Source organism: Amycolatopsis sp. La24, assembly GCF_029087445.1.
Classification (GTDB): Bacteria; Actinomycetota; Actinomycetes; order Mycobacteriales; family Pseudonocardiaceae; genus Amycolatopsis; species Amycolatopsis nivea.
The window spans coordinates 489,133-515,391 of record NZ_JARACH010000001.1 but is presented as its reverse complement, the minus strand read 5'-3'; the positions used below and the strand labels follow the sequence as shown (position 1 = coordinate 515,391).

Genomic DNA, 26,259 nt, shown 5'->3' with positions numbered 1-26,259 from the left:
CCGATGACCGACCAGCACGTTCCCGACGCCCGGGCCGCGGAGGCCAAGCAGCGGCTGCTGGCGCGGCTGCTGCGCGAGCGGGGCATCGCGCTGCCCGACCCGGACCGGATCGTCCCGGCCGGCCGCACCGACGATCTGCCGCTCTCGTTCGCGCAGCAGCGGATGTGGTTCCTGGACCAGGTCGAGCCCGGACAGTCCACTTACCACATCGCGATGAGCGCCCGGATCGACGGACCGCTGCGGGCCGGCTCGCTGCGAGCGGGCCTGGAGTCCGTCCTCGCCCGGCACGACGCCCTGCGGTCGGCGTTCCACAGCAGAGAAGGCCTGGTGCGCCAGTCGGTCCGGCCTGCCGTGCCGACACCGATGTCGGCGGTGGACCTCTCCGGGCTGCCTTCGGCGGAGGCCGAGCGGGTGCTGCCCGGCCTGGCTGCCCGGGCCGCGCAGGCGCCGTTCGACCTGACCCGTCCGCCGCTGCTGCGGCTGACCCTTTTCCGGGTCTCCGCCCGCGACCATGTGATGGTGCTGGCGACCCACCACATCGTCAGCGACGGCTGGTCTCTCGGCGTGCTGGTGCGCGAACTGGGCGAGGTGTACCTGGCGCGCGCCGAGGGCCGTCCGCCCGCGCTCTCGGCGCTGCCGGTGCAATACCAGGATTACGCGGCCTGGCAACGGGACCGGCTGGCAGGCGACTGGATCGAAGGCGAGGTCGCCTGGTGGCGCGAAGAACTCGCCGGCGCGCCGGATCTCGCCGATCTGCCCGCGGACTTCCCTCGGCCCCCGGTGCAGAGCTTCCGCGGCGCGACAGTCGCGTTCACCTGGCCCGGCGAGCTGGTCGAGCGGCTGCACGCACTTGCCCGCAGCCAGGACGCGACGCTCTTCATGGTGCTGCTGGCCGGTTTCTCGGCGGCGCTGGCGCGCTACACGCGGCAAGACGACGTGGTGGTCGGCACGCCGGTGGCAGGCCGCACGCGGTCCGAGCTGGCCGGGTTGATCGGATTGTTCGTCAACACGCTCGCGCTGCGCACCCGGTGCGACGACTCCGCGGATTTCCGATCGCTGCTCGCGCGGGTGCGGCGTACGTGCCTCGACGCGTTTTCCCATCAGGACCTGCCTTTTGAACGCCTGGTCGAGGCGTTGCGTCCGGACCGTTCGCTCAGCTACAGCCCGCTGGTGCAGGTGTTCTTCGACGTGCAGAACACGCCCGGAGGAGAGGTCGAGTGGCCGGGGCTGCGGCTTCGTCCGTTCGCCGGCGGGGAGGCGTTGCTCGGCACCACCGCGAAATTCGACCTCAGCATGTCGTTGCGCGAGACGCCGGACGGCCTCGAAGGCACGCTGGAGTACAACACCGATCTGTTCGCCGCCGGCACCGTGCAGCGGATGGCCGAGCATTGCCGGAACTTGCTGTCCGAGGCAGCCGCCCGCCCCGCGGAGCCGATGCGGAGCCTGTCGATGCTGGCCCCGGGCGAGCGGACGCGCGCACTCGCCGCGGCGCGCCCGGACCGCCCCGTCCGACCTGGACGGTCGCTGCACGAACTCGTCGAGCAGCACGCCGCACTTCGCCCGGACGCCGTCGCGGTGACCGGCGACGGCCGGACTCTGACCTACGCCGCGCTCAACGCCGCGGCGAACCGGCTGGCGCGTGCGTTGCGGGAGCGCGGGGCCGGGCCGGAAACCCGGGTCGGCGTGCTGCTGCGCCGGTCCCCGGACCTGATCGTCGCGGTGCTCGCCGTGCTCAAGGCCGGCGCCGCGTACGTACCGGTGGATCCGGACCACCCGCGGGAACGGCAGGCGATGCTGCTCTCCGACGCGGGCGCGGACTTGCTGATCGCCGAGGAAGCGCTGGATGACTTCCCGCTGGTCCGGCCGCGAGCACCCGAGCACTCCGCCGGTAACCTGCCGGGCCGCGCGAAGCCGGGCAATCTTGCGTACGTGGTTTATACCTCCGGCTCGACCGGGCGCCCGAAGGGCGTGCAGGTGACCCATCGAAATCTCGCTTCCGCCATCGAGGCTTGGCACGCTGCCTATGACCTCGTCCCGGACGACCGTCACCTGCAAATGGCCAGCGCCGCCTTCGACGTCTTCACCGGCGATGTGGCCCGCGCGCTCGGCTCGGGTGCGACCCTCGTGCTCTGCCCGCGGGATCTGCTGCTGGAGCCGGCTTCGCTCGCCGAGTCGACGGACGCGCACGGCATCACCTGCGCGGAATTCGTCCCCGTCGTGCTCCGGCACGTCGCCGCCGCCCTGCGCGGCCGACGGCTCGGCGCCCTGCGGTTGCTGATCTCCGGCGCGGACGCGTGGCCTGCGCAGGAGTACGCGCGTGCGCGGGAGATCGTCGGACCGGGCGGCCGGGTGGTGAATTCCTACGGGGTCACCGAAGCGACCATCGACAACACCTGGTTCGAGTCGGACTCCGGGCCGGAAGGCGCGCTCACCCCGATCGGCGGTCCGCTCGGGCACAGCCGGACGCACGTGCTGGACCGCCACGGCAACCCGGTTCCGCCGGGGGTGCCGGGGGAACTGTTCCTCGGCGGCGACGCAGTGGCTCGCGGCTACCTCGGCCGGCCCGGCCTCACCGCCGCCCGGTTCGTCCCGGACCCGTTCGGCGAGCCCGGCACCCGGTTCTACCGCACTGGCGATCTCGTGCGCCGGAACGCCCGCGGCGACCTCGAATTCCTCGGCCGGGCCGACCATCAGGTCAAGATCCGCGGGCACCGGGTCGAACCCGGCGAGGTCGAGGCGGTGCTCGATGCCCACCCAGCGGTTTCCGGCTCCGTCGTCGTCGCGCGCGCCGAGTCAGGGGCCGACGCCCGGCTGGTCGGCTACGCCGTGGCCGCACCCGGTGCCGAACGCGGCGGTCTCGCGGAGACACTGAGGGCACACGCGGCGCAGAGCCTGCCGCCCTATCTCGTGCCTTCGGCAATTGTGCTGCTGGACCGGATGCCGTTGAGCGCCAACGGAAAGGTGGATCGCCAGGCGTTGCCCGCACCGCCCGCTCCCGAGTCCGCCCCGGTGCGCACCGCTCCGGCGACGCCTGCCGAGCAGGCGGTCGCGCAGGCGTGGGCCGAGGTGCTCGGCCTCGACACGGTCGGCGCGGAGGACAACTTCTTCTCCCTCGGCGGCGACTCGATCGTGAGCCTGCAGGTGGTCGCCCGGATCCGCGCCGCGGGCTGGGCCGTGACACCGAAGCAGGTGTTCGAACATCAGACGGTGCGGGCGCTCGCCTCCGCCGCACGGGAGATCGCGGAGACCGATGTCCAGCAGGCAGAACAGGGTGTGGTGACCGGCCCGGTGCCGCTGACGCCGATCCAGCTCGCCATGCTGACCGAGCAGCGCCCGCCGGTGCCGGACCACTACAACCAGGCCGTTCTGCTGCGGGCGCGCCGCCCGGCGCCGCCCTCGGCCGTGGAAGCGGCGCTGCGCGAACTGCTGCGGCACCACGACGCCCTGCGGCTGCGCGTCGAGCGGGCCGGCTCGGGCTGGCGGCAGGAACAGGCCGGGCTCTCCGGGATCCCGGAGCGGATTCTGACTGTGGAGGACCTTCGCGCGGTTCCGGAAGCCGAACGGCCTGCCCGGATCGCGGCATCGGCGGAACGCGCGCAAACCAGCCTCGACCTCGCGGCCGGCCGGCTGGTCGCCGCGGTCTATTTCGACCTCGGACCGGACGACTGCCGCCTGCTGGTGGTGGTGCACCACGTCGCGGTGGACGGTGTGTCCTGGCGCATCCTGCTCGAAGACTTCGAAGCGGTGATGGCACGGGGTGCGTCCGCGCTGCCGCCGAAAACGACCTCGTTCCGCGAGTGGGCACACCACCTGCGCCGCCGCGCGCGGAGCGCGGAGATACGCGGGGAAGCGGATTACTGGGCCGGACTCGCCGGCACCGCGGCGATTCCGCTCGACCTGCCGTTCGCCGAACCCCCCACTGTGTCCACAGTGGACGTTGTGCGCACGAGGTTCGGCGCCGACGAGACGGCCGCCCTGCTGCGCGAGGTGCCGCAGGCATATCGGACCCGGGTCAATGACGTCCTGCTCGCCGCGCTGGGACAGGCGCTGGGCGAGTGGCTCGACTCGTCGCGGGTGCTCGTCGAGCTGGAAAGCCACGGCCGCGACGCCGCACCCGACGACCTCGACCTGTCGCGCACGGTGGGCTGGTTCACCAGCTTCCACCCGGTGCTGATCGAGCTGGGTTCGGACGACGATCCGGGCGCGCTCCTGAAGCGGGTCAAAGAAGCGCAGCGCGCGGTGCCGCGCGGCGGCATCGGCTACGGGCTGCTGCGCTACCTCGGCGGCACGCCGGAGCTCCGCGCCGCGCACCGCCCGCAGGTCGCGTTCAACTACCTGGGCCAGTTCGACAGCTCCTTCCAGCCCGGCTCATGGTGGGAGCCCGCGCCGGAACCGGCCGGGCGGATGCACGACCCGAACGAGCCGAGGGAGAACCTGCTCGACGTCACGGCCGCGGTCAGCGGCGGACAGCTCGAAGTCGCCTGGGGCTACAGCACCACCGTGCACCGCCCGGAAACGATCGAAGCGCTCGCCGCCTCCTTCGCCGACCGCCTGCGCGCCCTCGTCGCACACTGCTGTGCGCCGGGGACCGGCGGCTGGACGCCGTCCGATTTCCCGCTGTCCGCCTTGGACCAGGAAGCACTCGACCGGGTGCTGGCCGGCATGGACGGCGTCGCGGACGTCTACCCGCTGACCCCGATGCAGGAAGGCATGGTCTTCCACAGCGAACAGGGCGGCGGGCTTTACGTCGAACAGTTCACCTGCCGCCTCGAAGGCCCGTTGGACCCGGCAGCGCTGCGTGCGGCGTGGGAAGCGGTCGTGCAGCGGCACCCGGTGCTGCGCACTTCCGTGCACTGGTCGGGTCTGCCCGCTCCGGTGCAAGTGGTGCACGACTCGGTCTGTCCGGAGTGGACGGAGCTGGACTGGCGCGACACGCTCTCCTCCGAGCACCAGCGCCGGCTCGACCAGTTCCTGGCGGACGACCGCGCACGCGGGTTCGCGCTGGACCGCCCGCCGTTGTTGCGCTTCGCGCTGATCCGTCTCGCAGCCGACGACCACCGGTTCGTCTTCAGCCATCATCACCTGTTGCTGGACGGCTGGTCCTTCCCGAGAGTCACCGGCGAGGCATTCCAGAGATACGAGGCCGCGGTCCGCGGCCTGCCGGCGGAACTCGCGCCCGCGCGGCCGTTCCGCGATTATCTGGGCTGGCTCGGCGAGCAGGATCCGGCGCGAGCGGAGTCGTACTGGCGCGAGCTGATGGCCGGCTACCGGCCGCCGGTCGAGACCGGCCGCGAGAACGGCGGGGAACCGGGTTGCCAGGAAGCCGAGCTCCCGGCGAGTTCGACCAGCAAGCTCGCCGAACTCGCGAAGCGTTGCCACGTCACGCTCAACACCGTGGTGCAAGCGGCGTGGGCAGTGCTCACCGCGCTGCGGCTCGGCTCCGACGACGTGGTGTTCGGCATGACGGTTTCCGGGCGTCCGCCGGAATTGCCCGGCGCGGACGACATCGTGGGCCTGCTGATCAACACCGTGCCGGTCCGGGCGGTCCTCCGGACCGGGCAGCCGGTCGGCGAGTGGCTTTCCGACGTCCAGCGGCAGCTCACCGAATCGCGCCAGCACGAGCACACGCCGCTGGCCCGCATCCACGCTCTCAGCGAGGCGCCGCGGGACCGTGCGTTGTTCGACAGCGCGGTCGTGTTCGAGAACTATCCCGCGTCTCGCACCGGCAGCGATGACGAGACCGGTCTGCGCGTCCGTGACGTGCGGACCGACGCGCAGACCAACTATCCGCTGACTCTCGCCGCAGCACCGGGCGAGGAACTGCGACTGCAGCTGTGGCACGAGCGAGGGCGCTTCGACGGCGACGCGGCACGAACGCTGCTGGACCGGCTTGTCCGGATTCTCGACGGCATGGCCGAGGCGCCCGATGCGCCGGTGGAGAACCTGATGGCGCTCCCGGCCGACCAGCGCCGGATCCTCCTGGAACAGTGGGGCCGGACGCCGGGCAGGCCGCCTGCCGGCCAGTGCGTGCACGAGCTGTTCGCCTGCCAAGCGGCCCGCACCCCGGACGCGCCCGCCCTGCGGCACCGGGGCGGAACGGTCACCTACCGGGAGCTGGACGAACGGGCGAACCGCCTGGCGCACTGGCTGCGGGCGGCCGGGGTCGGCCCCGAAGACCGGGTCGCCCTGCTCCAGCAACGCGGAGTGGAGCTGATCGTTTCGACGCTGGCGGTGCTCAAGGCCGGCGGCGCGTACGTTCCGCTGGACGCCCGCAGTCCCGACGACCGGCTGGCCGCGATGGTCCGCCGCTGTGCGGTGAAAGCCGTCCTCACCGACGAGGCCTCGGCGGCCCGGAACGTCGCCGGATCCGCCGCGGTGCGCGTGGTCGACACGGCAGCGGAGCGGACCGATTTCCCCGTGGCCGCACCGGATCTTCCGGTGCACCCGGCCGGCCTCGCCTATGTGATGCACACGTCCGGTTCCACGGGCGCGCCGAAGGGCGTCGCCGTCACGCACGCGGACGTCGTGGCTCTTGCCGCCGACTCGTCCTGGGCCGATGGCCATCGGCGGGTCCTTTTCCACTCGCCGCACGCATTCGACGCGGTCACCTACGAGGTCTGGGCGCCGCTGCTGTCCGGCGGCGAAGTAGTCGTCGCACCGGCCGGCGACCTCACCATCGACGACCTGGGCGAACTCGTCGCCGAGCACCAGGTGACCGCGGCTTTCCTGACCTCCGGGCTGTTCCGCGTGCTTGCCGACGCCGCACCGTCCGCGCTGGCCGGTCTTCGCGAACTGTGGACCGGCGGCGACGCGGTGCCCGCCGACGCCGTGCGCCGCGTGCTGGCCGCATGCCCCGGCCTCGCGGTGACGGACGTCTACGGGCCGACCGAAACCACGACCTTCGCCACTCGGTTCCGGATGACCGACAGCGAGACCGTGCCGTCGCCGGTCCCGATCGGCCGTCCGCTGGACGGCATGGCCGTGCGAGTTCTCGACGCGCGGCTGCGCCTGGCGCCGCCCGGCTCGGTCGGCGAATTGTTCGTCGCCGGCGCGGGGGTGGCCCGCGGCTACCTCGGCCAGTCCGGCATGACCGCCGACCGGTTCCTGCCGGACCCGTTCGGCGAACCGGGCTCTCGCATGTACCGGACCGGCGACCTGGTGCGTTGGACCGCAGGCGGCGTGCTGGACTTCGTCGGCCGGACGGACGACCAGGTCAAGATCCGCGGCTTCCGGGTCGAGGTCGGCGAAATCGAAGCGGTGCTGCGCGCGCACCCCTCGGTCCGGGAGGCGATCGTCGTCGCGCACCGGGACGAAGGGGCAGGCTGGCGCCTCGTCGCGTACGTCGTGGGCGACAGCGATGCGGGCGACTTGGGCGCGCACTGCCGCTCGGCGCTGCCGGACTACCTGGTCCCCTCGGCAGTGCTGACCCTGGGCGAACTTCCGTTGACTCGCAACGGAAAAATCGACCGGGACGCGCTGCCCGCGCCGGTCGGTCCGACGCTCGCGGCGGAGTACGTCCCGCCGCAAACCCCTGTGCAGGCAGTGCTCGCCGCGGTCTGGCAGGACGTGCTGGGAGTCCCGCGCATCGGCGCGCACGACAACTTCTTCGACGCGGGCGGGCATTCCATGGTCGCGCTGCGGCTGGTGGGGGAGTTGCGCCGGATTCTCGGCCGCGCAGTGTCGCTGGCCGACCTGTACGGCAACCCGACGCCCGCGGAACTCGCCGAGGCACTGGAGCAGCCGCGCGAGGGCTGGCCGCGCTCGATTATCACGTTGCGCGCCGGAACCGCCGAGCCACCGCTGTTCTGCATGCACCCGAAGAACGGCACCGTCTTCTGCTTCACCTCGCTGGCCCGCGTACTGCCCGGGGAAGGCCCGGTCTACGGCGTGCAAGCGCACTCCCTCGAACTGGCGCGCGCACCGCACGAATCGATCGAGGAGATGGCTGCCGCGTATGTGGCGGACATCCGGAAGGTGCAGCCGGAGGGCGCGTATCACCTGTGCGGATACTCGCTCGGCGGCCTGATCGCGTACGAGATGGCCCGGCAATTGCGCGCGGCCGGGCACGAGGTGGCACGTCTGGTTCTGCTCGACAGCAGTCCCGACCTCGGGCCGGACTTCCCGTCGCTCGCCGAATTCGAGGCGATGGACGACGTGCGATTCCTCGCAAGCGAGTTCGCCGAACACCTGCCAGTGACCGAAGCGCGGTTGCGCGCGCTGCCCGAGGACGAACGGCTGCCGCACGTGGTCGCGCTGGCCGACGAAGCGGGTTTGCTGGCCGAGCACATGGACCTGCGCACGATGCGCCAGTACGTGGACATCGCCCGCGCGCACACGCGAGCTGCGCTGGCCTACCGTCCGCGACCCCACGCCGGAGCGGCGTTGCTGCTGCGCTGCGCCGACCCGGACGAACCGCCGGACAGCGATCCGGCGTGGGGCTGGGGCGAGCTGGCCCGCGGCGGCCTCGAGGTCCGGCTGGTGCCGGGCAGCCATCTGACCATGCTCGACCCGCCGCTCGTCGCGGCACTGGCCGAGCACCTGCGCACTCCGCCGGCCGGCGGACGGCCCCCCAGCGAGAACGGACAGGCGATGCGGACATGACTTCCGAGAGCGGCAAGGCCGTCGAGGTGACCGGGCTGACCAAGGTCTACCGCGCCGGATCGGGAACGCGCCGGGTGGTCGACGGTCTGCACCTGGCCATCGAGCACGGCCAGGTGCTCGGCCTGCTCGGCGTGAACGGGGCGGGCAAGACGACCACCATCAAGATGATCTGCGGACTGGTCACCCCCACCTCGGGCGAATTGCGCGTCAACGGCTGCGACGTGCGCCGCTCGCGGCGGCGCGCGATGGCGCAGATCGGTGCGGTGCTGGAAGGCACCCGCAACATCTACTGGCAGCTCTCGGCATGGGAGAACCTTCGGTACTTCGCCCGGCTCAAGGGTTCCCGGGGCACCGCCTGGCGGGAGCGAGCCGAGCAGCTGCTGCGCGACCTGGAGCTGTGGGAGCGCAGGCACGAGCCGGTCACCCGGTTTTCCCGCGGCATGCAGCAAAAAGTGGCGATCGCCTGCGCGCTGATCGGCGACCCGCCGGTGATCCTGCTCGACGAGCCGACGCTCGGACTGGACGCGCAGGCCTCGCGCACCGTGCGGCTCTGGGTGGACCGGCTGGCCCGCGAGGAGGGCCGCACCGTGCTGCTCACCTCGCACCAGCTGGAGGTCGTCCAGGACCTGTGCGACCGGGTGGCGGTGATCCACCAGGGCCGGATGCTGATCGACAAGCCGGTGAAGGAACTGCTGGCGCTGTTCGGCAAGGACAGCTACGAAATCCGGCTGGGCGGGCATCTCGACGCCCGCGAACCGGCCTGGCGGGACCTGGAGGTCACCGCGCGGGACGGCGAGATCACCCTCTCCGGCGAGATCAACGACCAGGAGGAACTACACGAACTCCTGGCGCACGCGCGCAGCCGGTCGCTGACCGTGCTCGGGATCAATCGCCTCGAGCCGACACTGGAGGAAGTCTTCTTGCGAGTGGTCCAGGACGAGCAGGAGCTGCGACGATGAGCGCGGCGGTGCACGTGGTGCTGGCCGAGGCGCGCAAAGGCCTGCGCGTCAACTGGTACTACAAGTTCAACATGGTGATGCAACTCGTCACGCTCACTGCGATCTTCCTTTTCCTGGTGTTCTTCCTCGGCCACGGTTCGATGGACCCCGGGCAGCTCACCTCGGCACTGCTGGGCTACGTGGTGTGGTTCTACGCCGTCAACATGGTCAGCTGGGTGGGCATCGATCTGGTCAGCGAGGCGCAGACCGGCACGCTGGAACAGATGTGCATGTCGGTGAGCCAGCCGGAACTGCTGCTGGTCGGCAGGGCGGTCGCGGCGCTGGTCACCACCACCGGACTGGTCGCCGTGCTCGACCTGGTGCTGCTCGCGAGTTTCGGCGTGTCCGTCCCGGTGTCCGGCGGCGGCTTGCTGATGCTCGCCCTGACCTTGACCGGCCTGTTCGGCTTCGGCCTGATGATCGGCGGTGCGATGCTGGTCTTCAAGCACGTCGGGGCGCTCGCGAACCTGATGATCAACATGATCATCTTCACCAACGGCACGCTGCTGCCGGTGGACGAGTTCCCGCGCTGGCTCACCACGATCGCCAACAGCCTGCCCAGCACGCAAGGGGTCACCATGCTCCGCGAATCGGTGCTGCAGGGCCGGTCGCTGGCCGCGATGTGGTCCGACGGCGGACTGCCCGGGCTGCTCCTGAACACCGGGATCTACCTCGGGCTCGGCGTGCTGGTGTTCGAGGTGGGCATCCGCAGGGCACGGGTGCGCGGGTCGCTCGGCCAGTACTGAGCGGAGCTGCCGAACGGCACCGCAGGGGCCGGAGCGGAACCGTTCGCCGCCCTGCCCTGCGCGGCTCCGCATCCCGTCTCGGTGCGCAGCGATCCGGCAAGGTCCCTCGCGGCAACACGGTTCCCGCGAGGGACCTTGCCGGTTTCCCAGTCCTGCCAGAGCATTTCGCGGATCTCATGCCGGAGCAGGAGCCGCGAAAAGTGCGCCGCACCCACCGGTGCGGCGCACGCGCGGTTCCGCCGGTTCAGCTCGCCAGCGCGGGCTGCTCCCGGACCGCCTCGATCACATGATTGCCGCGCCGGTAGCGGAACACGATCCGCGGAGCGGGGCCGGCCGGGTCCAGCACCATGCTCTGTTCGTGCGTCCAGCACAGCGGGCGGAACTCGCGGTCCCCGATGTGGGCGAGCGCGGTCTCGTGCTCGCCCAGCCGCAGGACGAGCCGGTCGTCCTGTACTCGCAGTTCTGCTTCGGCGTCCTCGCCGGAATCCCATTCTTCCGCGGTGGGCAGTTCCGGATGCGGTTTCAGGAAAGCGGCCGGCATCCGGATCGTTCCCTGCACGCTGCGCAGCTGACCCGGCAGCGCGCGTTCCTCCCGGAAGAACAGCACCTCGTCCTCGGCAATCTGCGCGCGTACGTCCGGCGGGAAGAGGTCGAAAAGCCCGGGCGCGACATAACAGTCGATGATCAGGTGGACACGCGCCGCGGAACCGCGATTGTAGAGTGAATGCGGAAGCCCGAAATTCGCGTACCAGAATTCGCTCGGCTTCCACCGCTGGTCAGCGCCGTTGATCGTCAGCACCGCGTCGTCGCTGGTTTCCACCGGAATGTGCAGTCGCACCCATCCGACCGGCAGGCCGTACGGGCTGTCAGTGTGTTCTTGCACTTCCGCGCCTGCTGCCAGCGAACTGAACCGCACGCCGCGGATCGGCACGTCCATGCTGTCGAGGATTTCCCGCACGTACGGGGTCAGTTCCAGGTAGGACGTGTCGGCGAAGTCCTCCAATCCGCCCGCGTTGCGGCCGATTTTCTCCAGGTCGCCGCCAGGGCAGCGCAGCACCAGGACATCCCAGCCGGTCTGCTCGCCCTCCGCCGGCTCCGCGTCCGCGGCGGCCGGGTTGGCATGGATGAGGAAGTGCTTCTCCACCGCGGCCAAGTCCGCGCGCAGCCGCTCCGGCTCGATGACGGGCAGCAGCTTGACCGCATCCGGCGGGCCGGCTGGCCGGGTTGCCGTGGACGTTCCCATGTGCTCGCCTTTCACCGGTGCGCAGCCGGATATCGGGGATTCGTCGGAAGCGCGGCGGCGCGGCCATTCACGCCGTGCGCATTATGCCGGTCATCGTACTACGGAAAAATGGCGCGCGGGACAGTTTTCCGATTGCGGCGAATTACGGTTATTGCGCTCGCCGGCCGCGCCGGAGACGAACTCGGCGTATGCTGGCGGGCGATGGCAAATCCCGAACCGCTCGGCGCGGGAAGCGTGATGTGGGACGTCGCGGGGGAGCTGCGCGCGTTCCTCGTCATTCCCTCCACTCTGCTGCTGCAGGTGATGCATCCGGTGGTCGGGGCGGCGGTGAGCGCGCATTCGGCGTTCCGCACCGACCAGTGGGGCCGGGCGAGCCGCACGTCGGATTCGATGCTGCGCTACATCTACGGCGGCGAGCTGGCCTTCGCCGAGGCGCGCCGGCTGCGCGAGCTGCACAAGCCCTTCCATGGCGTGGACGAGCACGGCCGCCGCTACCACGCGCTGAACGGCGCGGCCTACGCCTGGGTCAACGCGACGCTGGCAGAGCGGTACCTGACCTCGTGCGCGCTGTTCGGGCCGGAGCTGTCGGTGCGGCAACAAGAACGGCTGTACGCCGATTCCGTCCAATTAGGACATGTACTGGGCGTTCCCGGCCGCGAGATGCCGCCCACGCTGAACGAGTTCCGCGAATACTTCGCGACCATGATCAGCGGGTGCCTCGAACGCTCGGACGCGGCGCTGGCTGTGCTGTCGGACTTGCGCGATCCGCCGCCGCCACCGGCTGTGCCGCCCGCGCTGTGGCGGCGGCCCGGCCGGATTCTCGGCCGTGCCGCCGGTTTCGTCACCGCCGGCACGTTGCCACCCGAAGTGCGTGATGTGCTGAAGTTGCGCTGGACGCCCGCGGACCAGCGCCGCTTCGAGCGGTTCGCGGCCGGTGTCCGCACCTGTGCGCCCTGGTTGCCGGAGAGGCTGCGTTACGTCCCGGCAGTACGGAAAATTCGGACGCGGGCGGCCCGGGCAGGGGAGCCCCGGACCGCCCGCGCGGCGGATGAATCAGGTGCGGAGTGAGGCGGCCCGTCGACGGCCTCCGCGGGGCATGCCGGCCGCCGCGGCGAACGCCAGCAGACCGATCAGCAGCGCGGTGATCAGCGTGATGCTCGCGTATGTTCCGACAGAATCGACTTCCGCTCGGTGGCCAAGCAACTGCCAGATCCGGTCGCGCAGGACCGCCGCGGCCGGAAGCGTCAGCGCGCCCGCGATCACCGCGACGCGGGCGGCCCGCCGGATGCGGCCGGGGCGGGCCGATTCCGCGCCCCGGGGCACCGCGATGTGCAAGACGGCGTTCGAAATCAGGCAGAACGCGAGGAATCCGCCGAACGCGACCAGCACGCTCATGCCGTACAGCAGCGGGGTTTCGCCGCCCTCGCCGAGCGCCTGCATCGAGGCGACCCCGATGCCGGCGAGTGCGCTGAGCAGCACCGCGGACGCGACGATGTGGTCGCGCACGAATCCGAGCGGCCGGTCGATACGCACGCGGGCGATGCGGTGGACCAGTTCGGCCAGGTCGTCGAGCCAGTCGCCGTCCGGACGGCCGGATTCGGTCTGCGGCAACTGCCGCAGCGCCGTCCGGTGCAGCGCGAACGACGCCGCGGCCAGCAGCGCCAGCGGGACCAGGCTCGCGATGAGCCCCGGCGTTTTCGCGTCCCATCGGTCGCGGTCGGCCGCCAGCACGGTCGCGACGACGTCGGTCAGGACGGTCAGCGCGACCAGTGCCGAGCTGACCAGGCAGCCGCGCGCGAGCTGGTTGATCCGGAACACCGGCTGCGGCTGCCCGCGCCGCCACAGCGAGGCCCGCACGACGAGCAGCGCGGTCATCGCGGGCACCAGGAACTCGGTGAACGAGATCATCCCGTGGTACGGGTCGTCCTGCCACGGCGTGCTGGCGCTGATGCTGGGGAACTGGGTGGTCGCGTACGCCCAAGCGGTGAACACGACCCCGGTGAGGACGCTGCACCACAGCGCCCACGCGGCGGGACGGCGGGCCGGGTGCCCGGCCGGGATTTCCAGTGCGTCTGTCGTCACGGCGAACACCTCGTCAGCTGTTGATGTCGCGTCGGGCGAACAGGACCAGCGCCACGACGTCCAGCAGGATGAACGGCACGGTCGCGTGCAGGACCGCGGCGGCCGGGCCGGTGTGGTAGCCGATCACGCCGAGAGTGAAGTCCTGCAGCAGGTTTCCCGGCAGCCACTGGTCCAGTGCCTCCGACCGGCCCTGAAGCACCTTCTCCGCGGGAAGCACCCAGGCGATGGTGATGGCCAGCGCCGCGGGCACCGACCGGGTCAGCACGCCGACGGCGTGCCCGAAAATGGTGAGCGCCACGCAGGCGAGCGCGAACTGCCCGGTCGCCACGGCCATGTCCCGCGCGGTCGCGGCTTCGCCGAAAAGCCCGCTGGCCGCGTACGAAACCAGGCCGATCAGCACCGCGGCGCCGAGTGCCACAGTCACCGAGGCGGCGAGCTTGCCGGCGAACACCGAGAGCCTGGACGGCCGCGAGATCAGCCACGGCCGGATCGTGCCGGTAGAGAAGTCGTTGGCGGCCACCACCGCGCCGCGGCCCATCAGCAGCGTCGCGGTCAGGATCGCCACCTCGCGGAAACCCCACAGCGGCGGATGGCCCTGCGGGCCGGCATTGCTCATCGAAAACAGCGTGAAAACGATGCACAGCAGCAAGAACACCAGGGTGGTGCGGCTGCGCGCGCGCAGGAGTTCGGCGCGGTAGGTGGTCATGAGCGGGCTCCGGCGATCGCGATGTGGAAGGCTTCTTCGAGGGTCGGTGCGAGGTGGGTCAGTTCGATCAGTTCGATGTCGGCTTTGACCGCGGTGCTGAAGATCTGCTGGGCGATGGAGTCGGCCGCGCCGTCGGCGACCGCCCGGATGCCGTCGTCGGTCTGCGCGGCGTCGATGTGTTTCTCCCGCAGCAGAGCGGTCAGCCGCGCGGTGTCCGCCCCGTCGGAGCCGGCGACCCGCACCCGCAGCGTCGGCGGGCCGACGAACGAATCGAACGGGCCGTCGTAGAGGATCCGCCCGCCGTGCAGCAGGGCCAGCGCATCCGCGGTGCCTTCGAGTTCGCGCAGCTGGTGGCTGGAAACCACCACCGCGGAGCCCTCGTCGGCGACCGTCCGGATCATCGCGCGCAGCTGCACGATGGCTTCCGGGTCGAGGGCGTTCGTCGGCTCGTCCAGCAGGAGCAGATCCGGCGATCCCAGCAGCGACTGCGCCATCGCGACCCGCTGCCGGTAACCCTGCGAGAGCGTGCCGGCGCGACGCTTGAGCACGTCGCCGATCTGCGCGAGCTCCACCGCGCGGGCCACCTCGGCAGCGTCCGCTCCGGTCAGTATCCGGTGCATCTCCAGGTTGCGCCGGACGGTCAGCCCGTTGAACAGCGCGGGGGCTTCGATCATCGCCGAGAGCGCGCGGCCGCCGTCGCGGGACGGCCGCACCGTCACGGTGCCCTCGGTCGGCCGGATGAGCCCGGTGACGATGCGCATGAGCGTGGACTTGCCGGCTCCGTTGAGCCCGACCAACGCGGTGACCTGGCCGCGCAGCGGCGCCCAGGACACCGATTGCACCGCGGCAGTGGATCCGAACCTCTTGGAGACGTTGTCCAGGACCACTGGTGTGTCGTTTTCCACCATGACCCGGATAGTACACGGCGCGTACGACGCGGCGCGTACTAGTATGCTGAGAGGCGAGCAAGGGAGAACGGATGCAAGCCAACGACGCGCAGACCCTGGTGCTGTGTGCACTGGCCGACGGCCAGTTGCACGGTTACGCCATCAACAGCGCGATCGAGCAGCTGACCGGCGAACGTCTCGGCGCGGGCAGCCTTTACGGCGCATTGGCCCGGCTGGAGGCGAAGGGGCTGGTCGAATCGCTGGAGGAGCAGGGAAGGCAACGCCCGGTGCAGCTGACCGACCGCGGGCGGGAGGTCCTCGAACGCGAACTGCGGGCGATGGCCCGGGTCGCCGACGCCGGCCTGCGGCGGCTGGGGGTGAACCCGGCATGAGCTGGGCGGCGCGGCTGGTCCGGCTTTATCCGGCGTCGCTGCGCAGCCGCTGGGGCGCGGGGCTGGAAGACGAGGCCCGCGCCGCCGGCTGGCGGCGGCTGCCGAACCTGGTCGTCGGCGCTCTGGACATGTGGGTGCATCCGGTGGTGTGGCCTGCCGATTCGGCCGCGCAGCGGCGCAGCCGGGCTTCCGCACTGGTTTTCGCGGCCGGGCTGAGCGGTTGGCTGCTCGGGCACGTCGCCGTCGAAGACTCGCTGCTGCCGGAGAACGTGGTGCATTCGTGGGCGGCGAACATCAGCGATGTGCTCGTGCTGGCGGGCCTGGTGCTGGTCGTCCCGTTGCCGCGGCTTTCCGTGCGGGCGATGCTCCGCCTGGTCGCGCAAGCCCTGCGCCGGCTCGCGGTGCCGGTCGTCATCGGCGGCGCGGTGTACGTCGCCGCGAACCTGTCCGCCTCGCTTTCGCCGGGCCTGCGCATCACGCTGCTGGTCGGGTGGTGGCTGGCGCTGGTGCTGGGCTCGGTGCAAGTGTGCACCGTCGTCGCGGGCCTCGACCCGGAGGACGTGGTGGCACCCGAGCCAGGGCGGCTGTGGTGGGGGATCGGCATGGTGGCCGCGGCGCTGGCGGTCGGCGGCGGTGTGGTGCTGTGGTCCACTGTGGTGGACGGCGTGACCGGCCTGCTGCCCCTGGTTCTCGGAGGTGCGCTGCTCGTGCTGACCGCCCTGTGCGGCTGGACCCTGCGCGACCTCTACACCCTTTCCGCCGGCTGACGCCGTGCTCCGGGACTTCGCGAGGCAGGCCGTCGTGCGCCCGTTCGCGCTCCTCCTGCGCAACCCGAGCGTTCTCGCCGTCGCGGGGGTTGTGCTGGCTTTTTCTTTGCTGGTCCCGGATCAAGGCATCGCCACCGACGTCTTCCGCCGCGGCTGGCTCTTCGACGACGCTCCCGCGGAAGCATGGTCCCTGATCCGGTCGCCCGCGTTCCTGGCGGTGGCCGCGGGCGGGTTTGCGGGCAAGATCTTGGTCAGTGCGGCCGCTTCGCAGCAGTTGATGCTGCTTTTCCGGGACCGGCGCACGACGTTGTTCGCCACGCTGCGGTCGATCCGCGTGGGCTCCGTCTGCTGGCTTTTCGGTGCGGAACTCGCGCTTTACGTCCTGTGCGCACTGGCCGGCTTGCTCGGGTACCTACCCGCCCTGCTGGTGTGGCGCACTGCCGGGGCGGACCTGACGATTCCGTTGCTGGCCGTCGCCGTGCTGGCCTTCCCGGCCGCCTATGCCGCGGTCTCGGCCGCGATCGTCGCCGCCCCGCTCCCGGTTTCCGTGCGGGAGCGGAGCTCGGTGGTCGCTGCGATGCGGGAACGCCGGATATTCCTGCCCCTCTACGCATTGTTCGCGGTCCGGGTGATTCTGGAAACGATGCTGCTGGGCGTGGCGCCGCTGGTGTTGCTCGATGTCGTCCACAACAAGCCGCTTGCGACGCTCGCGGTCGGTGCGGGTGTGCTGGTGCCGTCGTTGTTGCTGCGGGGGAGTTGCTACGCGTTGATGCTGTACGCCTTGCGCCCGGTTCCGGTGGTAGAGCGGGTTTTCGGGTCTTATTTCGCCGATTCCGAGCCGGTCGGGGCGAGATAGCCGGGAGCGGAGAAGGCGGTGCGGACCGCGTCGAGCACCGCGTCGAAGGCCGCCGAGGTCGGGTCGATCAACTCGAAATGCCCGGTGCCCGGAAGGATCGTCAGCCGTGCGTCGCCGCCTTGGGCCAGTGCGGCGGCGTGGAACCGGACGCTCTGGCTCACCGGCACCCGGTCGTCCTGGTCGCCGTGGACCAGGACGCACCGCGCGGCCGACGGCACGAGCCGGATCGGATCGGCCAGGCGGTAGCGGGCGGAAAGACCGTCCGGCGGACCGCCGAGGAGGCGGTGCACCGCACCGTCGTCGAGGTTGCGCCGGTGACCGTCGACCAGATCGCAGACGCCCGCCAGGGACACCACTCCGTTGACTTCCGTCCGGTTCCCCGGCGCGCCCGGCCCGCCGTCGGGCAACCGGTCCCGTAAAGCCGTCCAGAGCGCGAGATGCCCGCCCGCGGAATGCCCGACCAGCACCGTTGTCTCGCGTCGTGCCCCGACGAGCCGCGGAAGCGCATCGACCGCAGCCGCGACATCGGTGAACGTGCCCGGCCAGCCGCCCGCGTGCTGCCCGACGCGGTGGTATTCGACCGCGACCGTCGTGTAGCCCTGATCCGCGAGCGCCGCGCAGAACGGACGGATATGCGACCGGTCGTATTCCGCGGCCCAAAACCCTCCGTGCACCACTACGGCGATCTGTTCGCCGCCGTGCCACATTTCGAGCACGTGCTCGGATCCGGTGCCGTAATGCTCTATCCGGTCCGCCGGACGCGCACGCAGGGACAGTACATTGGCAAGGCTCATCGGACCGGTCTCCTTGTCCCCGCGGGAATCCGGTTGCGACCTTAGCAAGCACAGCGGAGCCGGACAACAGCTTCCGACGGCCGCGAGCGTAATAGGAGGAAATGTGGTTTATTGTTCCGCAAATAGCGCGTCGAGTCCGCGAAAAAGGCCGTTGGCCGGGTCATCCCTGGGGGGAAGAAGACCCGGCCAACGGCCGCGCGCCCGATATCAGTGAGAGTTCTTCAGGTGATCGATGATCTCCTGTGCGGTACCGCTCTCACCGAGCATCGGGAAGATCCGCTCGATGCTGTTCCGGTGCGTTTCGGCGTTCAGGTCGGTCATCGCGTCCACCGCGAGCGTGACGTGATAGCCGCGTTCGTGCGCCGCGCGGGCGGTGGACTCGACGCCGATACTGGTGGCGATGCCGGCCAGCACGACCTGGGTGACGCCGAGCCGGCGCAGCCGAAGGTCGAGCGACGTCCCGTAGAACGCGCCCCAGTTCGGCTTCGTCACGACGTGGTCGCCGGGCTGCCGGTCCAGTTCGGGCACGAACTCGGCGAAGTCGGCAGGCAACTCGCCGCCGCCGGCGGGAGCGTCGGTGCGGCCAGGAGCGCCGCCGTCGACGTTGACCAGCACCACCGGCAGGTCGTGCCGGTGGAAGGCGGCGAGCAGCTGGTTGCTGCGCTCGACGATGTCCGCGGCCGGGTGGACGGTGGGCAGTGCCACGATGCCTTTCTGGAGGTCGATCACGATCAGTGCGGTGGTGCGGTCCAGCGTGGTGATGGCCACGGGTTCTCTTCTCCTTGTTGTCGTACTGCTGAAAAGGTCAGGAAGTCTTGTCCGGCGCGGGTTTCCGCAGTTCCCGGTCGAACACCACGGTCAGGATGGTCGCCGCGGAGCCGAAGGTGAGGATCAACGCCAGTTCGTGCAGCCCGGCATCGGTGGCCTGTTCGCCGAAGGTCAGGCTGATCAGGCTGGCCGACGCGATCGCCCCGAGGTAGGAGAACGTGCGCAGCAGCCCGGCGGCCGAGCCGGTGTGCGAAGCCGGTGCCTGCCGGTACATCGCGGCCTGGTTGCTCACCGCGTTGAGCCCGTTCTGCAGCCCGAACACGAGGCTCGTCACGATCAGCAGCCACAGCGGCGAATCCGCGTGCAGCAGCAACAGGCACGCGCTGGCCGCGGTCAGCGCGATCGTGCCTGCCAGCAGCGGGCCCCACGCCCCGCACCGGGCGATCAGCGCCGAACCGGCGGCGGCCACGACGAAGCACGGCACCATCAGCAGACCGGTCGTGGAGCTCGAGAAGTGCGCGCTCTGCTCCAGCCACATCGTCCAGCCGTAGAGGAAGCAGTACGTCACCAGCATGGTCACCGCGTACCGCAGATAAGTCGTGGTCAACGCCCGGTTCGTGGCCAGCATCCGCACGTCGAGGAACGGCGTGGGATTCCGCAGTTCCCACCAGACCAGCACGCCGAGCAGCACCGCGGCGCCGCCGAGCAGCCACCAGCGAGGCGTGCTCAGGTCCATCAGGAATACCAGCAGGCCGATCAGCACGACCGCGAACAGCGCCATTCCGGCCGGGTCGAAACTGCGCAGCCGCGAAGTGCCGCGCTCGTTCGGTTCGTCGGCGGGCAGCCAGCGCAGAGCGCACAGCACGCTGATCGCCGCCAGGGGAAGGTTGACGACGAAGGTGGCCCGCCAGCCGCCGATCGCGATCAGCAGACCGCCCAGTGGCGGACCGACCGCCATGCTGGTCCAGCCAGCGATCGCCAGCGCGCTCAGCACCCCGCCCGGGGCCGGAGTGCGCAGCCGCTCGGATTGCCGCCGCACCATGGCCATCGCCGCCGGATACGCGGCTGAGGTGCCGATCCCGATGATCACCCGCGCAACCACCAGCAGGGACAGCGTCGGCGCGAGGAACCCGAGCAGCCCGCCGAGGCCGACCAGCGCCGAGCCGATCAAGTAGACCCGGCGCGGTCCGAACAGGTCGGCGAGCCGACCAGCGGTCGGCTGGCCCACCGCGGTCGCCACGTACAGCGCGGAGACCAGCCACGTGGTGGAGTCGGCTCCGACCCCGAACGCCTGGCCGATGGACACCAGCGCGATCGCGATGATCGACGAGTTGACCGGGTTGAGCACGGAGCCGATCGAGGTCGCGGCGGTGAACCGGCCGCCGAACCCCGCCTGTTCCGGTGGCGGGCCCGCCCAGCGGCCGCGCGGCGGCGAAACCGTGCCCGGCATTCGTGTCACGGATCTCCCTTCGGGTCTGCCCGGGTTTCCGGGATGACTTCGACCCTGGCAGCAAGTACCGTCAGGAAGAAGACCGCAGTGTGCATGGCACCACCGTGCCTGCCAGTGAAAGGGACAGGCAGCGTCCGGCAACCACCACACCGGCGAGCCCTGGAAGAGGAGAATCCGTGCCCACGAGCACGCCCGCCCTGCTCGGCGAATTCCTGCTCGCCCGGCGCGCCCGGCTGCGCCCTGCCGACGTCGGGCTCCCCGAGGGCACCGGACTCCGCCGCACGCAGGGGTTGCGCCGGGAGGAACTCGCCACTCTCGCCGGGCTCAGCGTCCAGTACTACATCCGGCTGGAGCAAGGCCGCGAAACCAATCCGAGCGGCGTGGTCCTCGACGGGATCGCGAATGCGCTGCGGCTCAACCGGGAGGAACACGCGCACCTCTACGCGCTTGCCAACCACACCGCGCAACGCGTGCTGTCACCGGGAAATCCGTCCGAACGCGAGGTGCGTCCGGGCATTCTCCGGCTCCTCGAGACGGTGCGCCCGTGGCCTGCGCATCTGCTGAGCCGAACCAGCGACATCCTTGCCGCGAATCCGGAAGCGCTCGCGCTGTTCCCGGGATTGACGGACTGGCCTGCCGAACGCCGCAATACGATCCGGTACCTGTTCCGGCATCCGGCCGCGCGGGAGCTTTACGTCGATTGGGAGGAAGCCGCGGTCAGCACCGCCGCGCAGCTGCGCTCGCTGCTCGCCGACGCGCCCGAGGCTCCGGACCTGGCCGCGCTGGTCGAGGAACTTTCCCGGGACAGCACGGAATTCTGCCGGTTGTGGCAGCGCTACGATGTCCGCAGCCGGCGCAGCGCCCAAGCCCGGCTGCGGCATCCGGACCTCGGCGAGGTCACGTTCGACTACGAGGTGCTGCGGCTGGGCCCGGGCGGCCAGCGGATGACGATCTACCAGGCCGAACCGGGCAGCGCGGACCACGAGGCGCTGCGGAGGCTCGCGGAGATGGCCTCCCGTGCGGGTGCCGGCGGCGGCTGAGACCGCCGGAACCCGCACGGGAGGCGCTACGGCTCTCGCGGAGGTCGTCCGCTAGACCCCGCCGACCGCGGCGACGTCGAACGGGGTCACGGGCGTCGGGCTGCCGAACTGGCCGCGGGTCACGACCGTCTGCCCGCCGTAGCGGATCACCGAACTGGGAATCCGGAGGTCGTCGCTGGTGAACGAGACCTCCGGGGAGGCGACACCGGCGTCGCCGCTGAGTCCGGCCCGCACCACCGTGTTGCGGTAGTTCTGGGCGATCCACATCTTGTCGCCGGCGATGGTCAGGCCGTCGCCGTCGACAAACTTCGCGCTGCTCTGCACGACGCTGACCGAACGCGTCGCCAGGCAGATCCGGAACAATTGCCCGGTGGTGGAGTTGACTGTCACCAGATTTCCGCGGTACACGCCGATGCCGTTGAGGTTCAGCTGTTTCGTCGTGCCGTAGTCCGCGGGCGTGCCGCGCAGGGAGAGCCACTGCGGCAGGGTCGCGCCGTTCGCCGCGCCGGCCAGGTCGGCGGGGGCGACCCGGTACACCACCGGCAGATACGAATCGGTGATGTACGCGCTGCCGTCCGGGCCGAAGGCGACATCGTTGAGCAGGCCGTCGGTGCTGCCGCTGGTGAATGCCGCGATCCGCGCTCCGGTTTTGACGTCGTAGACGTCGACGATGCCGGTGGGGCCGCCCAGCACCCACAGCCGGCCGGCGCTGTCGACCTTGACCCCGGTCGCGTTCGCCCTGCCGTCGGCGCCGCCGGGAATGAACACCTGCGCCTGTCCGGAACCGGCGGCGCGGCGGTCGACTTCGCCGTTGGTGTAGCTGGAAACGTAGATGTCGCCGGTGGCCGGGTCCGCGGTCAGCGACTCGGGAGCGACATTGCCTGCCGGAAGGGTGAACAGCGGCGTCACCGGACCGGCTGCGTCCGCCGTCCCCGCGGTCAGCGCCAACGCCGCGCAGGCGGCCAGCAACGCGATGCCGCGGCGGCCGGACCTGCCCGGCGTCCGCGATTCGGAAAAGAACATGGTCGTCCATTCTTTCGTCCATCCGCGCGCGATTTTTCGCGCGCGGAACCCCAGTGCTGAGAAAAATGCTTCCCCAGGAAAAACAGCCGCAATGGTTCCGTCGGTCAGACGACGGTCCAGCCGCCGTCGACGACGAAGCTCGTGCCGTAGACGAACCTGGCCTCGTCGCTGGCCAGGAACAGCACCGTGTCGGCGATCTCGTCCGGGTGGGCGTGCCTGCCGGCCGGCACGCTGCGGACGGTTTCCAGAATCGGCAGATCAGCCTGTGCCAGCAGCGGTTTGGTCATTTCGGTTTCGACCGCGCCGGGCAGCACCGCATTGGCCCGCACGCCGTGTTTGCCGTATTCGAGGGCCAGTTGCCGGGTGAATCCGATGACGCCGTGCTTCGACGCGGTGTAGGCGACCCCGCCACCGCCGGCCACCAAGCCGGAGATCGAGGATGTGTTCACCACCGCCCCGCCGCCGTCGACGAGCGCGTCGAGCAGCGCCTGGGTGACGAGGAACATCCCCTTCAGGTTCACGTTCAAGACGCGGTCCCAGGCTTCCTCGGTCGTGTCGCGCAGGGTGGCGTAGTAATCGAAGATCCCCGCGTTGTTGACCAGGACGTCCACTGTGCCGAACTGCGCGGCGACCTCGTCGGCGGCTGCCCGCACCGACTCCGCCGAAGACACGTCGACCGCGAACGCGGCGGCCCGGAATCCACGGTCTGCCAACGTTTTCGCAGTCAGAGCCGCGCCGTCGGCATTGACGTCCCATGCAGCGACGACGGCGCCTTCGGCGGCGAATCGTTCCGCGGTCGCCCGCCCGATTCCCGATCCCGCCCCGGTGATCACCGCGACCTTTCCGTCGAGGCGGCCTCCCATCGCCTTCTCCTTTCCCGCGCCGGCCGGCGGCGTCACTGGATGGTGAATCCGCCGTCGACCGGCATCGCGACGCCGGTGACGTAGGAGGCACGGTCGCTGCACAGCCACGCGACCACCTCGGCGGTTTCCTCCGGCTGCGCGGTCCGGGGCAGCGGGGTCAGCTGGTGCAGCGTCTCCTCCATGCCAGGGTTCTTCGTGAACCAGTCGGCCACCTGCTCGCTGTGCGTCGCGCCCGGTGCGATGGCGTTCACCCGGATCCGCTCGCGCCCGTACTCCGCGGCAGCCGCCCGGGTCAGGCCGACGACGGCGTGTTTCGCGGCGATGTACGGCGCGGACACGGGTGACGCGACGAGCCCGCCGACGCTGCTGGTGTTGACGATCGCACCGCCGTTCTCGTTCGTCAGCATCGTGGTGATCTCCGGACGGAGGCAGTTGAAGACACCGCGCAGGTTGGTGTCGACGAGGTAGTCGTAAACATCGTCGTCCATCAGGTGCAACGGGTCGCGCCCGATGCCGTGGCCTGCGTTGTTGAAGGCCGCGTCGAGCCGGCCGAACCGCTCGACGGCAAGGTCCACCGCGGCCGCGCATTCTTCGGCGACGCGCACGTCCGCGACCGCGAACTCCGCTTCCGCGCCGCGGTCCCGCAGTTCCTCGGTCAACGCCTCCAACCGCTCCTTGCGCCGCGCCACCAGGACGACCTTGGCGCCCTCCCGCGCGAAAACCTTTGCCGCCGCGGCGCCGATCCCGCTGCTCGCGCCGGTGATCAGCGCGACCTTGCCTGCCAGCAGTCCCGGATGGTTCATGGTGTTTCCCTTTCGGTTGATTCTCCGCTTGCGCCGGGTCTCGCTTTCCACGAAATGACCCCGGCGCCCCAGGTCAGGCCCGCACCGAAGGTGGCGAGGCCGAGGATTCCGCCCGCGGGCGCCAGCTGCTGCCCGGCGGCCTGCGCGAGCGCGAGCGGGATCGACGCGGACGACGTGTTCGCTACCCGGTCGACATTGAGAAAGACCTTGCGCTCGGGCACTTCCAGCCGCCGGGCAACCGCCTGCACGATTCGCGCGTTGGCCTGATGCGCGACGAAGAGCGCGAGGTCGCCTGCGCTCAGCCCGGAGGTTTTCAGCACGAGCCGGGTGTGCCCGGTCATCGCCTCGACGGCGTGTTCGTAAATGTCCCGGCCGCGCATCCGCAGCAGCCTGTCGTGCCGGCCGACGTACAGCAGGTCGATCTTCGTCCCGTCCGAGCCCAACGCGAAGACCGGCCGCATCGCGCCCGGTGCGCGCGACACCACCACCGCGCCCGCACCGTCGCCCAGCAGCACGGCTGTGCTCCGGTCGGAGAAGTCGGTGATGCGCGAAAGCGCCTCGGCTCCGCACACCAGGACGTGCTCGGCGCGCCCGGACTCGATGAGCGCGATCCCTTGGTCCAGCGCGTAGAGGAAGCCGGAGCAGCCGGCGCTGACGTCGAACGCCGCCGGAAAGTCGAGGCCGAGCCGGGTGGCCACCTCGACCGCGACACCCGGGCTGATCCGGTCCGCGGTGGACGTGGCCACGATGACGTGCCGGATCGCCTGCGGCGCGACCGCCGCGTCGGCGAGCGCGGCGCGGCAGGCCCGCTCCGCGAGGTCCGCGAGGGTTTCGTCCTCCTCCAGCCAATACCGCTGCCGGATGCCGGTGCGCTGCACGATCCATTCGTCGGACGTGTCCAGGTGTGTGAAGTCGTCGTTGCCGACGACGCGGCGCGGCAGCGCCGATCCGGCCCCGGAGAGCGTGACCGTCATCCGAGCCCGGCCTTCCGGTAGATCACCGCGAGCGCCGCGCGGAGATTCTCGGCGTCTTCGAGGTCGCCGGGGTGCACGTCGATGCCGAACTCGTTCTTGACCGACAGGCCCATGTCGGTCACGTTCAGCGAATCCAGCCCCAGCTCGTCGAAGGACACGTCCGGGCCGATCCGTTCCCGGGCCGCGCCCTGCTCCGCCAGCGCGTCGATCACGAAGGTCTCCAGCGCCTCGCGGGTCACCGCGGAACTGCTCACCACACCACTCTCCTTGGGTTCGTTTTTCCGTGCGGACAACTGATTCAGACCGTGAACACGACCTTGCCGAACACGTTCCCCTCCGCCATCGCCCGGAATCCGGCCGCCGCACGCGACAGCGGCAGCACCCGGTCGACCTCGGGCGCGAGCCGATGCTCCGCGCAGAACCGCAGGAGCCGCGCCAGGTGCTCGCGGGTGCCGAGCGTGCAGCCGGTGAGGGTGAGCTGCCGGTAGAACACGTGCGTCAGGTCGATGCGCGGAGTCGCCCCGGTGGTCGCACCGGAGACGACGATGTGGCCGCCGGACCGGACGCTCCGGAGCGAATGCGCCAGCGTCGCCTCGCCGACGGTCTCCATCACCGCGTCGACCCGGCGCGGCAGGCGGGTTCCGGGCGGGAAGGACGCGTCCGCGCCGAGCCGCTCGGCCCGCCGCCGCCGTTCTTCGGTACTGCCGGTCACCCAGACCCGGAACCCGCCTGCGGCGGCGAGCGCGACGAGCGCGGTCGACACCCCGCCGCCCGCGCCCTGCACCAGCACCGTGTCGCCGGGTTTCAGCGGCGCCTGTTCGAACAGCATCCGATACGCCGTCAACCACGAACCCGGCAGGCACGCGGCCTCCTCGAACGAAAGCCACGACGGTTTGGGCAGCAGGTTCCGGACCGGGACGGCGACTCGTTCGGCGAACGTGCCGTCGTATTTCTCGCTCAGCACGGTGCGGTCCGGATCCAGCGTCTCGTCGCCCCGGTACTCCGGGTTCCCGATGACCGAATGCACGAGGACCGGTTCGCCGTTCTCGTCGACGCCGGCGGCGTCCGAACCGAGTACCACCGGCAGCCGCTGGTGCGGCGGCACCACGCCGCGCAACGTCCACAGGTCGTGGCGGTTCAGCGAAGCCGCGCGAACGGTCACCGTCGTCCAGCCTTCGCCAGGGGAGGGGTCCGGCCACTCTCCGGCGCGCAGCTGGCCGAGCGGGTCGGCGGCGTCGGTGCCCGCCGCTGAGATCGCGAACACCG

At 70.6% G+C, this 26,259-nt stretch carries 21 protein-coding genes; 8 read left to right on the top strand and 13 right to left on the bottom strand.

Features of this window, described 5'->3' with window-relative positions:
* Window positions 1-3: 3 nt before the first annotated feature.
* Genes PUT80_RS02610 through PUT80_RS02600 form a run of 3 tightly spaced genes read left to right on the top strand, consistent with a single transcriptional unit; the run spans window position 4 to window position 10,345 of the window.
* Window positions 4-8,601, top strand: coding sequence for a non-ribosomal peptide synthetase (locus PUT80_RS02610; protein WP_275290959.1), 8,598 nt, complete (start codon window positions 4-6; stop codon window positions 8,599-8,601).
* Window positions 8,598-9,560: an ABC transporter ATP-binding protein gene (locus PUT80_RS02605; protein WP_134728264.1), complete on the top strand. Its 963-nt coding sequence runs from the start codon at window positions 8,598-8,600 to the stop codon at window positions 9,558-9,560. The genes PUT80_RS02610 and PUT80_RS02605 overlap by 4 nt, the downstream gene beginning before the upstream one ends.
* Window positions 9,557-10,345 (top strand): ABC transporter permease, encoded by a 789-nt coding sequence (locus tag PUT80_RS02600; protein ID WP_051728533.1) that lies wholly within the window; start codon window positions 9,557-9,559, stop codon window positions 10,343-10,345. Before PUT80_RS02605 ends, PUT80_RS02600 begins: the two co-directional genes overlap by 4 nt.
* Before the next feature lie 244 nt (window positions 10,346-10,589).
* Here PUT80_RS02600 and PUT80_RS02595 read toward each other — a convergent pair whose 3' ends face one another.
* Complete coding sequence (locus tag PUT80_RS02595; protein WP_275290958.1) at window positions 10,590-11,588, bottom strand: aspartyl/asparaginyl beta-hydroxylase domain-containing protein; 999 nt, start codon at window positions 11,586-11,588, stop codon at window positions 10,590-10,592.
* Between the two features lie 201 nt (window positions 11,589-11,789).
* On the opposite strand from PUT80_RS02595, the gene PUT80_RS02590 reads away from it, so the two are divergent.
* Window positions 11,790-12,656, top strand: a complete 867-nt coding sequence (locus PUT80_RS02590) for an oxygenase MpaB family protein (RefSeq protein WP_275290957.1) — start codon at window positions 11,790-11,792, stop codon at window positions 12,654-12,656.
* Here the strand turns inward: PUT80_RS02590 and PUT80_RS02585 are convergent.
* The 3 genes from PUT80_RS02585 to PUT80_RS02575 are packed head-to-tail and all read right to left on the bottom strand — an operon-like array spanning window position 12,642 to window position 15,284.
* Window positions 12,642-13,670, bottom strand: a complete 1,029-nt coding sequence (locus tag PUT80_RS02585) for a hypothetical protein (protein ID WP_275290956.1) — start codon at window positions 13,668-13,670, stop codon at window positions 12,642-12,644. The genes PUT80_RS02590 and PUT80_RS02585 overlap by 15 nt on opposite strands.
* 13 nt (window positions 13,671-13,683) lie before the next feature.
* Window positions 13,684-14,376, bottom strand: coding sequence for an ABC transporter permease (locus PUT80_RS02580; protein WP_037806240.1), 693 nt, complete (start codon window positions 14,374-14,376; stop codon window positions 13,684-13,686).
* Window positions 14,373-15,284 (bottom strand): ATP-binding cassette domain-containing protein, encoded by a 912-nt coding sequence (locus PUT80_RS02575; RefSeq protein ID WP_078870190.1) that lies wholly within the window; start codon window positions 15,282-15,284, stop codon window positions 14,373-14,375. The genes PUT80_RS02580 and PUT80_RS02575 overlap by 4 nt, the downstream gene beginning before the upstream one ends.
* 71 nt (window positions 15,285-15,355) lie before the next feature.
* Here PUT80_RS02575 and PUT80_RS02570 point away from each other — a divergent pair, with 71 nt between their 5' ends.
* From PUT80_RS02570 to PUT80_RS02560, 3 genes are read left to right on the top strand one after another with little or no spacing between them, the layout of a single operon-like run.
* A complete protein-coding gene (locus tag PUT80_RS02570) occupies window positions 15,356-15,655 on the top strand; it encodes a PadR family transcriptional regulator (RefSeq protein ID WP_037806238.1) in 300 nt (99 codons plus the stop codon).
* Entirely contained in the window at window positions 15,652-16,422 is a 771-nt protein-coding gene (locus tag PUT80_RS02565; protein WP_134728268.1) for a hypothetical protein, read from the top strand. Before PUT80_RS02570 ends, PUT80_RS02565 begins: the two co-directional genes overlap by 4 nt.
* A 34-nt stretch (window positions 16,423-16,456) precedes the next feature.
* Window positions 16,457-17,278 carry a hypothetical protein gene (locus PUT80_RS02560; RefSeq protein ID WP_275290955.1) on the top strand — a complete coding sequence of 274 codons (822 nt, stop codon included), beginning with the start codon at window positions 16,457-16,459 and terminating at the stop codon, window positions 17,276-17,278.
* Here PUT80_RS02560 and PUT80_RS02555 read toward each other — a convergent pair.
* The 3 genes from PUT80_RS02555 to PUT80_RS02545 form a co-directional block, all read right to left on the bottom strand.
* Window positions 17,242-18,072 carry an alpha/beta hydrolase gene (locus PUT80_RS02555; protein WP_275290954.1) on the bottom strand — a complete coding sequence of 277 codons (831 nt, stop codon included), beginning with the start codon at window positions 18,070-18,072 and terminating at the stop codon, window positions 17,242-17,244. The genes PUT80_RS02560 and PUT80_RS02555 overlap by 37 nt on opposite strands.
* Window positions 18,073-18,279: 207 nt before the next feature.
* Window positions 18,280-18,840 carry an isochorismatase family protein gene (locus PUT80_RS02550; RefSeq protein WP_037806232.1) on the bottom strand — a complete coding sequence of 187 codons (561 nt, stop codon included), beginning with the start codon at window positions 18,838-18,840 and terminating at the stop codon, window positions 18,280-18,282.
* 37 nt (window positions 18,841-18,877) lie between these two features.
* Window positions 18,878-20,290, bottom strand: coding sequence for an MFS transporter (locus tag PUT80_RS02545; protein ID WP_275291095.1), 1,413 nt, complete (start codon window positions 20,288-20,290; stop codon window positions 18,878-18,880).
* Between the two features lie 176 nt (window positions 20,291-20,466).
* Here PUT80_RS02545 and PUT80_RS02540 point away from each other — a divergent pair, with 176 nt between their 5' ends.
* The gene (locus PUT80_RS02540) at window positions 20,467-21,330 is read left to right on the top strand and encodes a helix-turn-helix domain-containing protein (protein ID WP_037806228.1); all 864 of its coding nucleotides are present in this window, start codon (window positions 20,467-20,469) and stop codon (window positions 21,328-21,330) included.
* A gap of 51 nt (window positions 21,331-21,381) precedes the next feature.
* On the opposite strand, the gene PUT80_RS02535 is transcribed toward PUT80_RS02540, so the two are convergent.
* From PUT80_RS02535 to PUT80_RS02510, 6 genes are all read right to left on the bottom strand, one after another.
* Window positions 21,382-22,353, bottom strand: a complete 972-nt coding sequence (locus tag PUT80_RS02535; RefSeq protein WP_051728528.1) for a hypothetical protein — start codon at window positions 22,351-22,353, stop codon at window positions 21,382-21,384.
* A 104-nt stretch (window positions 22,354-22,457) separates the two neighbouring features.
* Window positions 22,458-23,216 carry an SDR family NAD(P)-dependent oxidoreductase gene (locus tag PUT80_RS02530; RefSeq protein ID WP_275290953.1) on the bottom strand — a complete coding sequence of 253 codons (759 nt, stop codon included), beginning with the start codon at window positions 23,214-23,216 and terminating at the stop codon, window positions 22,458-22,460.
* A 32-nt stretch (window positions 23,217-23,248) separates the two neighbouring features.
* Window positions 23,249-24,019: a glucose 1-dehydrogenase gene (locus PUT80_RS02525; protein WP_275290952.1), complete on the bottom strand. Its 771-nt coding sequence runs from the start codon at window positions 24,017-24,019 to the stop codon at window positions 23,249-23,251.
* Window positions 24,016-24,993, bottom strand: a complete 978-nt coding sequence (locus PUT80_RS02520; protein ID WP_275290951.1) for a beta-ketoacyl-ACP synthase 3 — start codon at window positions 24,991-24,993, stop codon at window positions 24,016-24,018. The genes PUT80_RS02525 and PUT80_RS02520 overlap by 4 nt, the downstream gene beginning before the upstream one ends.
* Window positions 24,990-25,247: an acyl carrier protein gene (locus PUT80_RS02515; RefSeq protein ID WP_158714388.1), complete on the bottom strand. Its 258-nt coding sequence runs from the start codon at window positions 25,245-25,247 to the stop codon at window positions 24,990-24,992. The genes PUT80_RS02520 and PUT80_RS02515 overlap by 4 nt, the downstream gene beginning before the upstream one ends.
* Before the next feature lie 44 nt (window positions 25,248-25,291).
* Window positions 25,292-26,257 (bottom strand): zinc-binding dehydrogenase, encoded by a 966-nt coding sequence (locus PUT80_RS02510; protein WP_134662779.1) that lies wholly within the window; start codon window positions 26,255-26,257, stop codon window positions 25,292-25,294.
* Between the last annotated feature and the right edge of the window lie 2 nt (window positions 26,258-26,259).

Excerpts from the sequence above, each read along its gene's own strand:
- PUT80_RS02565 (WP_134728268.1), top strand. The coding sequence starts at position 15,652 with ATGAGCTGGGCGGCGCGGCTGGTCCGGCTTTATCCGGCGTCGCTGCGC.
- PUT80_RS02590 (WP_275290957.1), top strand. The coding sequence starts at position 11,790 with ATGGCAAATCCCGAACCGCTCGGCGCGGGAAGCGTGATGTGGGACGTC.
- PUT80_RS02525 (WP_275290952.1), bottom strand. The coding sequence starts at position 24,019 with ATGAACCATCCGGGACTGCTGGCAGGCAAGGTCGCGCTGATCACCGGC.
- PUT80_RS02555 (WP_275290954.1), bottom strand. The coding sequence starts at position 18,072 with ATGAGCCTTGCCAATGTACTGTCCCTGCGTGCGCGTCCGGCGGACCGG.
- PUT80_RS02580 (WP_037806240.1), bottom strand. The coding sequence starts at position 14,376 with ATGACCACCTACCGCGCCGAACTCCTGCGCGCGCGCAGCCGCACCACC.
- PUT80_RS02535 (WP_051728528.1), bottom strand. The coding sequence starts at position 22,353 with ATGTTCTTTTCCGAATCGCGGACGCCGGGCAGGTCCGGCCGCCGCGGC.
- PUT80_RS02575 (WP_078870190.1), bottom strand. The coding sequence starts at position 15,284 with ATGGTGGAAAACGACACACCAGTGGTCCTGGACAACGTCTCCAAGAGG.
- PUT80_RS02600 (WP_051728533.1), top strand. The coding sequence starts at position 9,557 with ATGAGCGCGGCGGTGCACGTGGTGCTGGCCGAGGCGCGCAAAGGCCTG.
- PUT80_RS02605 (WP_134728264.1), top strand. The coding sequence starts at position 8,598 with ATGACTTCCGAGAGCGGCAAGGCCGTCGAGGTGACCGGGCTGACCAAG.
- PUT80_RS02530 (WP_275290953.1), bottom strand. The coding sequence starts at position 23,216 with ATGGGAGGCCGCCTCGACGGAAAGGTCGCGGTGATCACCGGGGCGGGA.
- PUT80_RS02595 (WP_275290958.1), bottom strand. The coding sequence starts at position 11,588 with ATGGGAACGTCCACGGCAACCCGGCCAGCCGGCCCGCCGGATGCGGTC.
- PUT80_RS02545 (WP_275291095.1), bottom strand. The coding sequence starts at position 20,290 with ATGCCGGGCACGGTTTCGCCGCCGCGCGGCCGCTGGGCGGGCCCGCCA.
- PUT80_RS02520 (WP_275290951.1), bottom strand. The coding sequence starts at position 24,993 with ATGACGGTCACGCTCTCCGGGGCCGGATCGGCGCTGCCGCGCCGCGTC.
- PUT80_RS02610 (WP_275290959.1), top strand. The coding sequence starts at position 4 with ATGACCGACCAGCACGTTCCCGACGCCCGGGCCGCGGAGGCCAAGCAG.
- PUT80_RS02570 (WP_037806238.1), top strand. The coding sequence starts at position 15,356 with ATGCAAGCCAACGACGCGCAGACCCTGGTGCTGTGTGCACTGGCCGAC.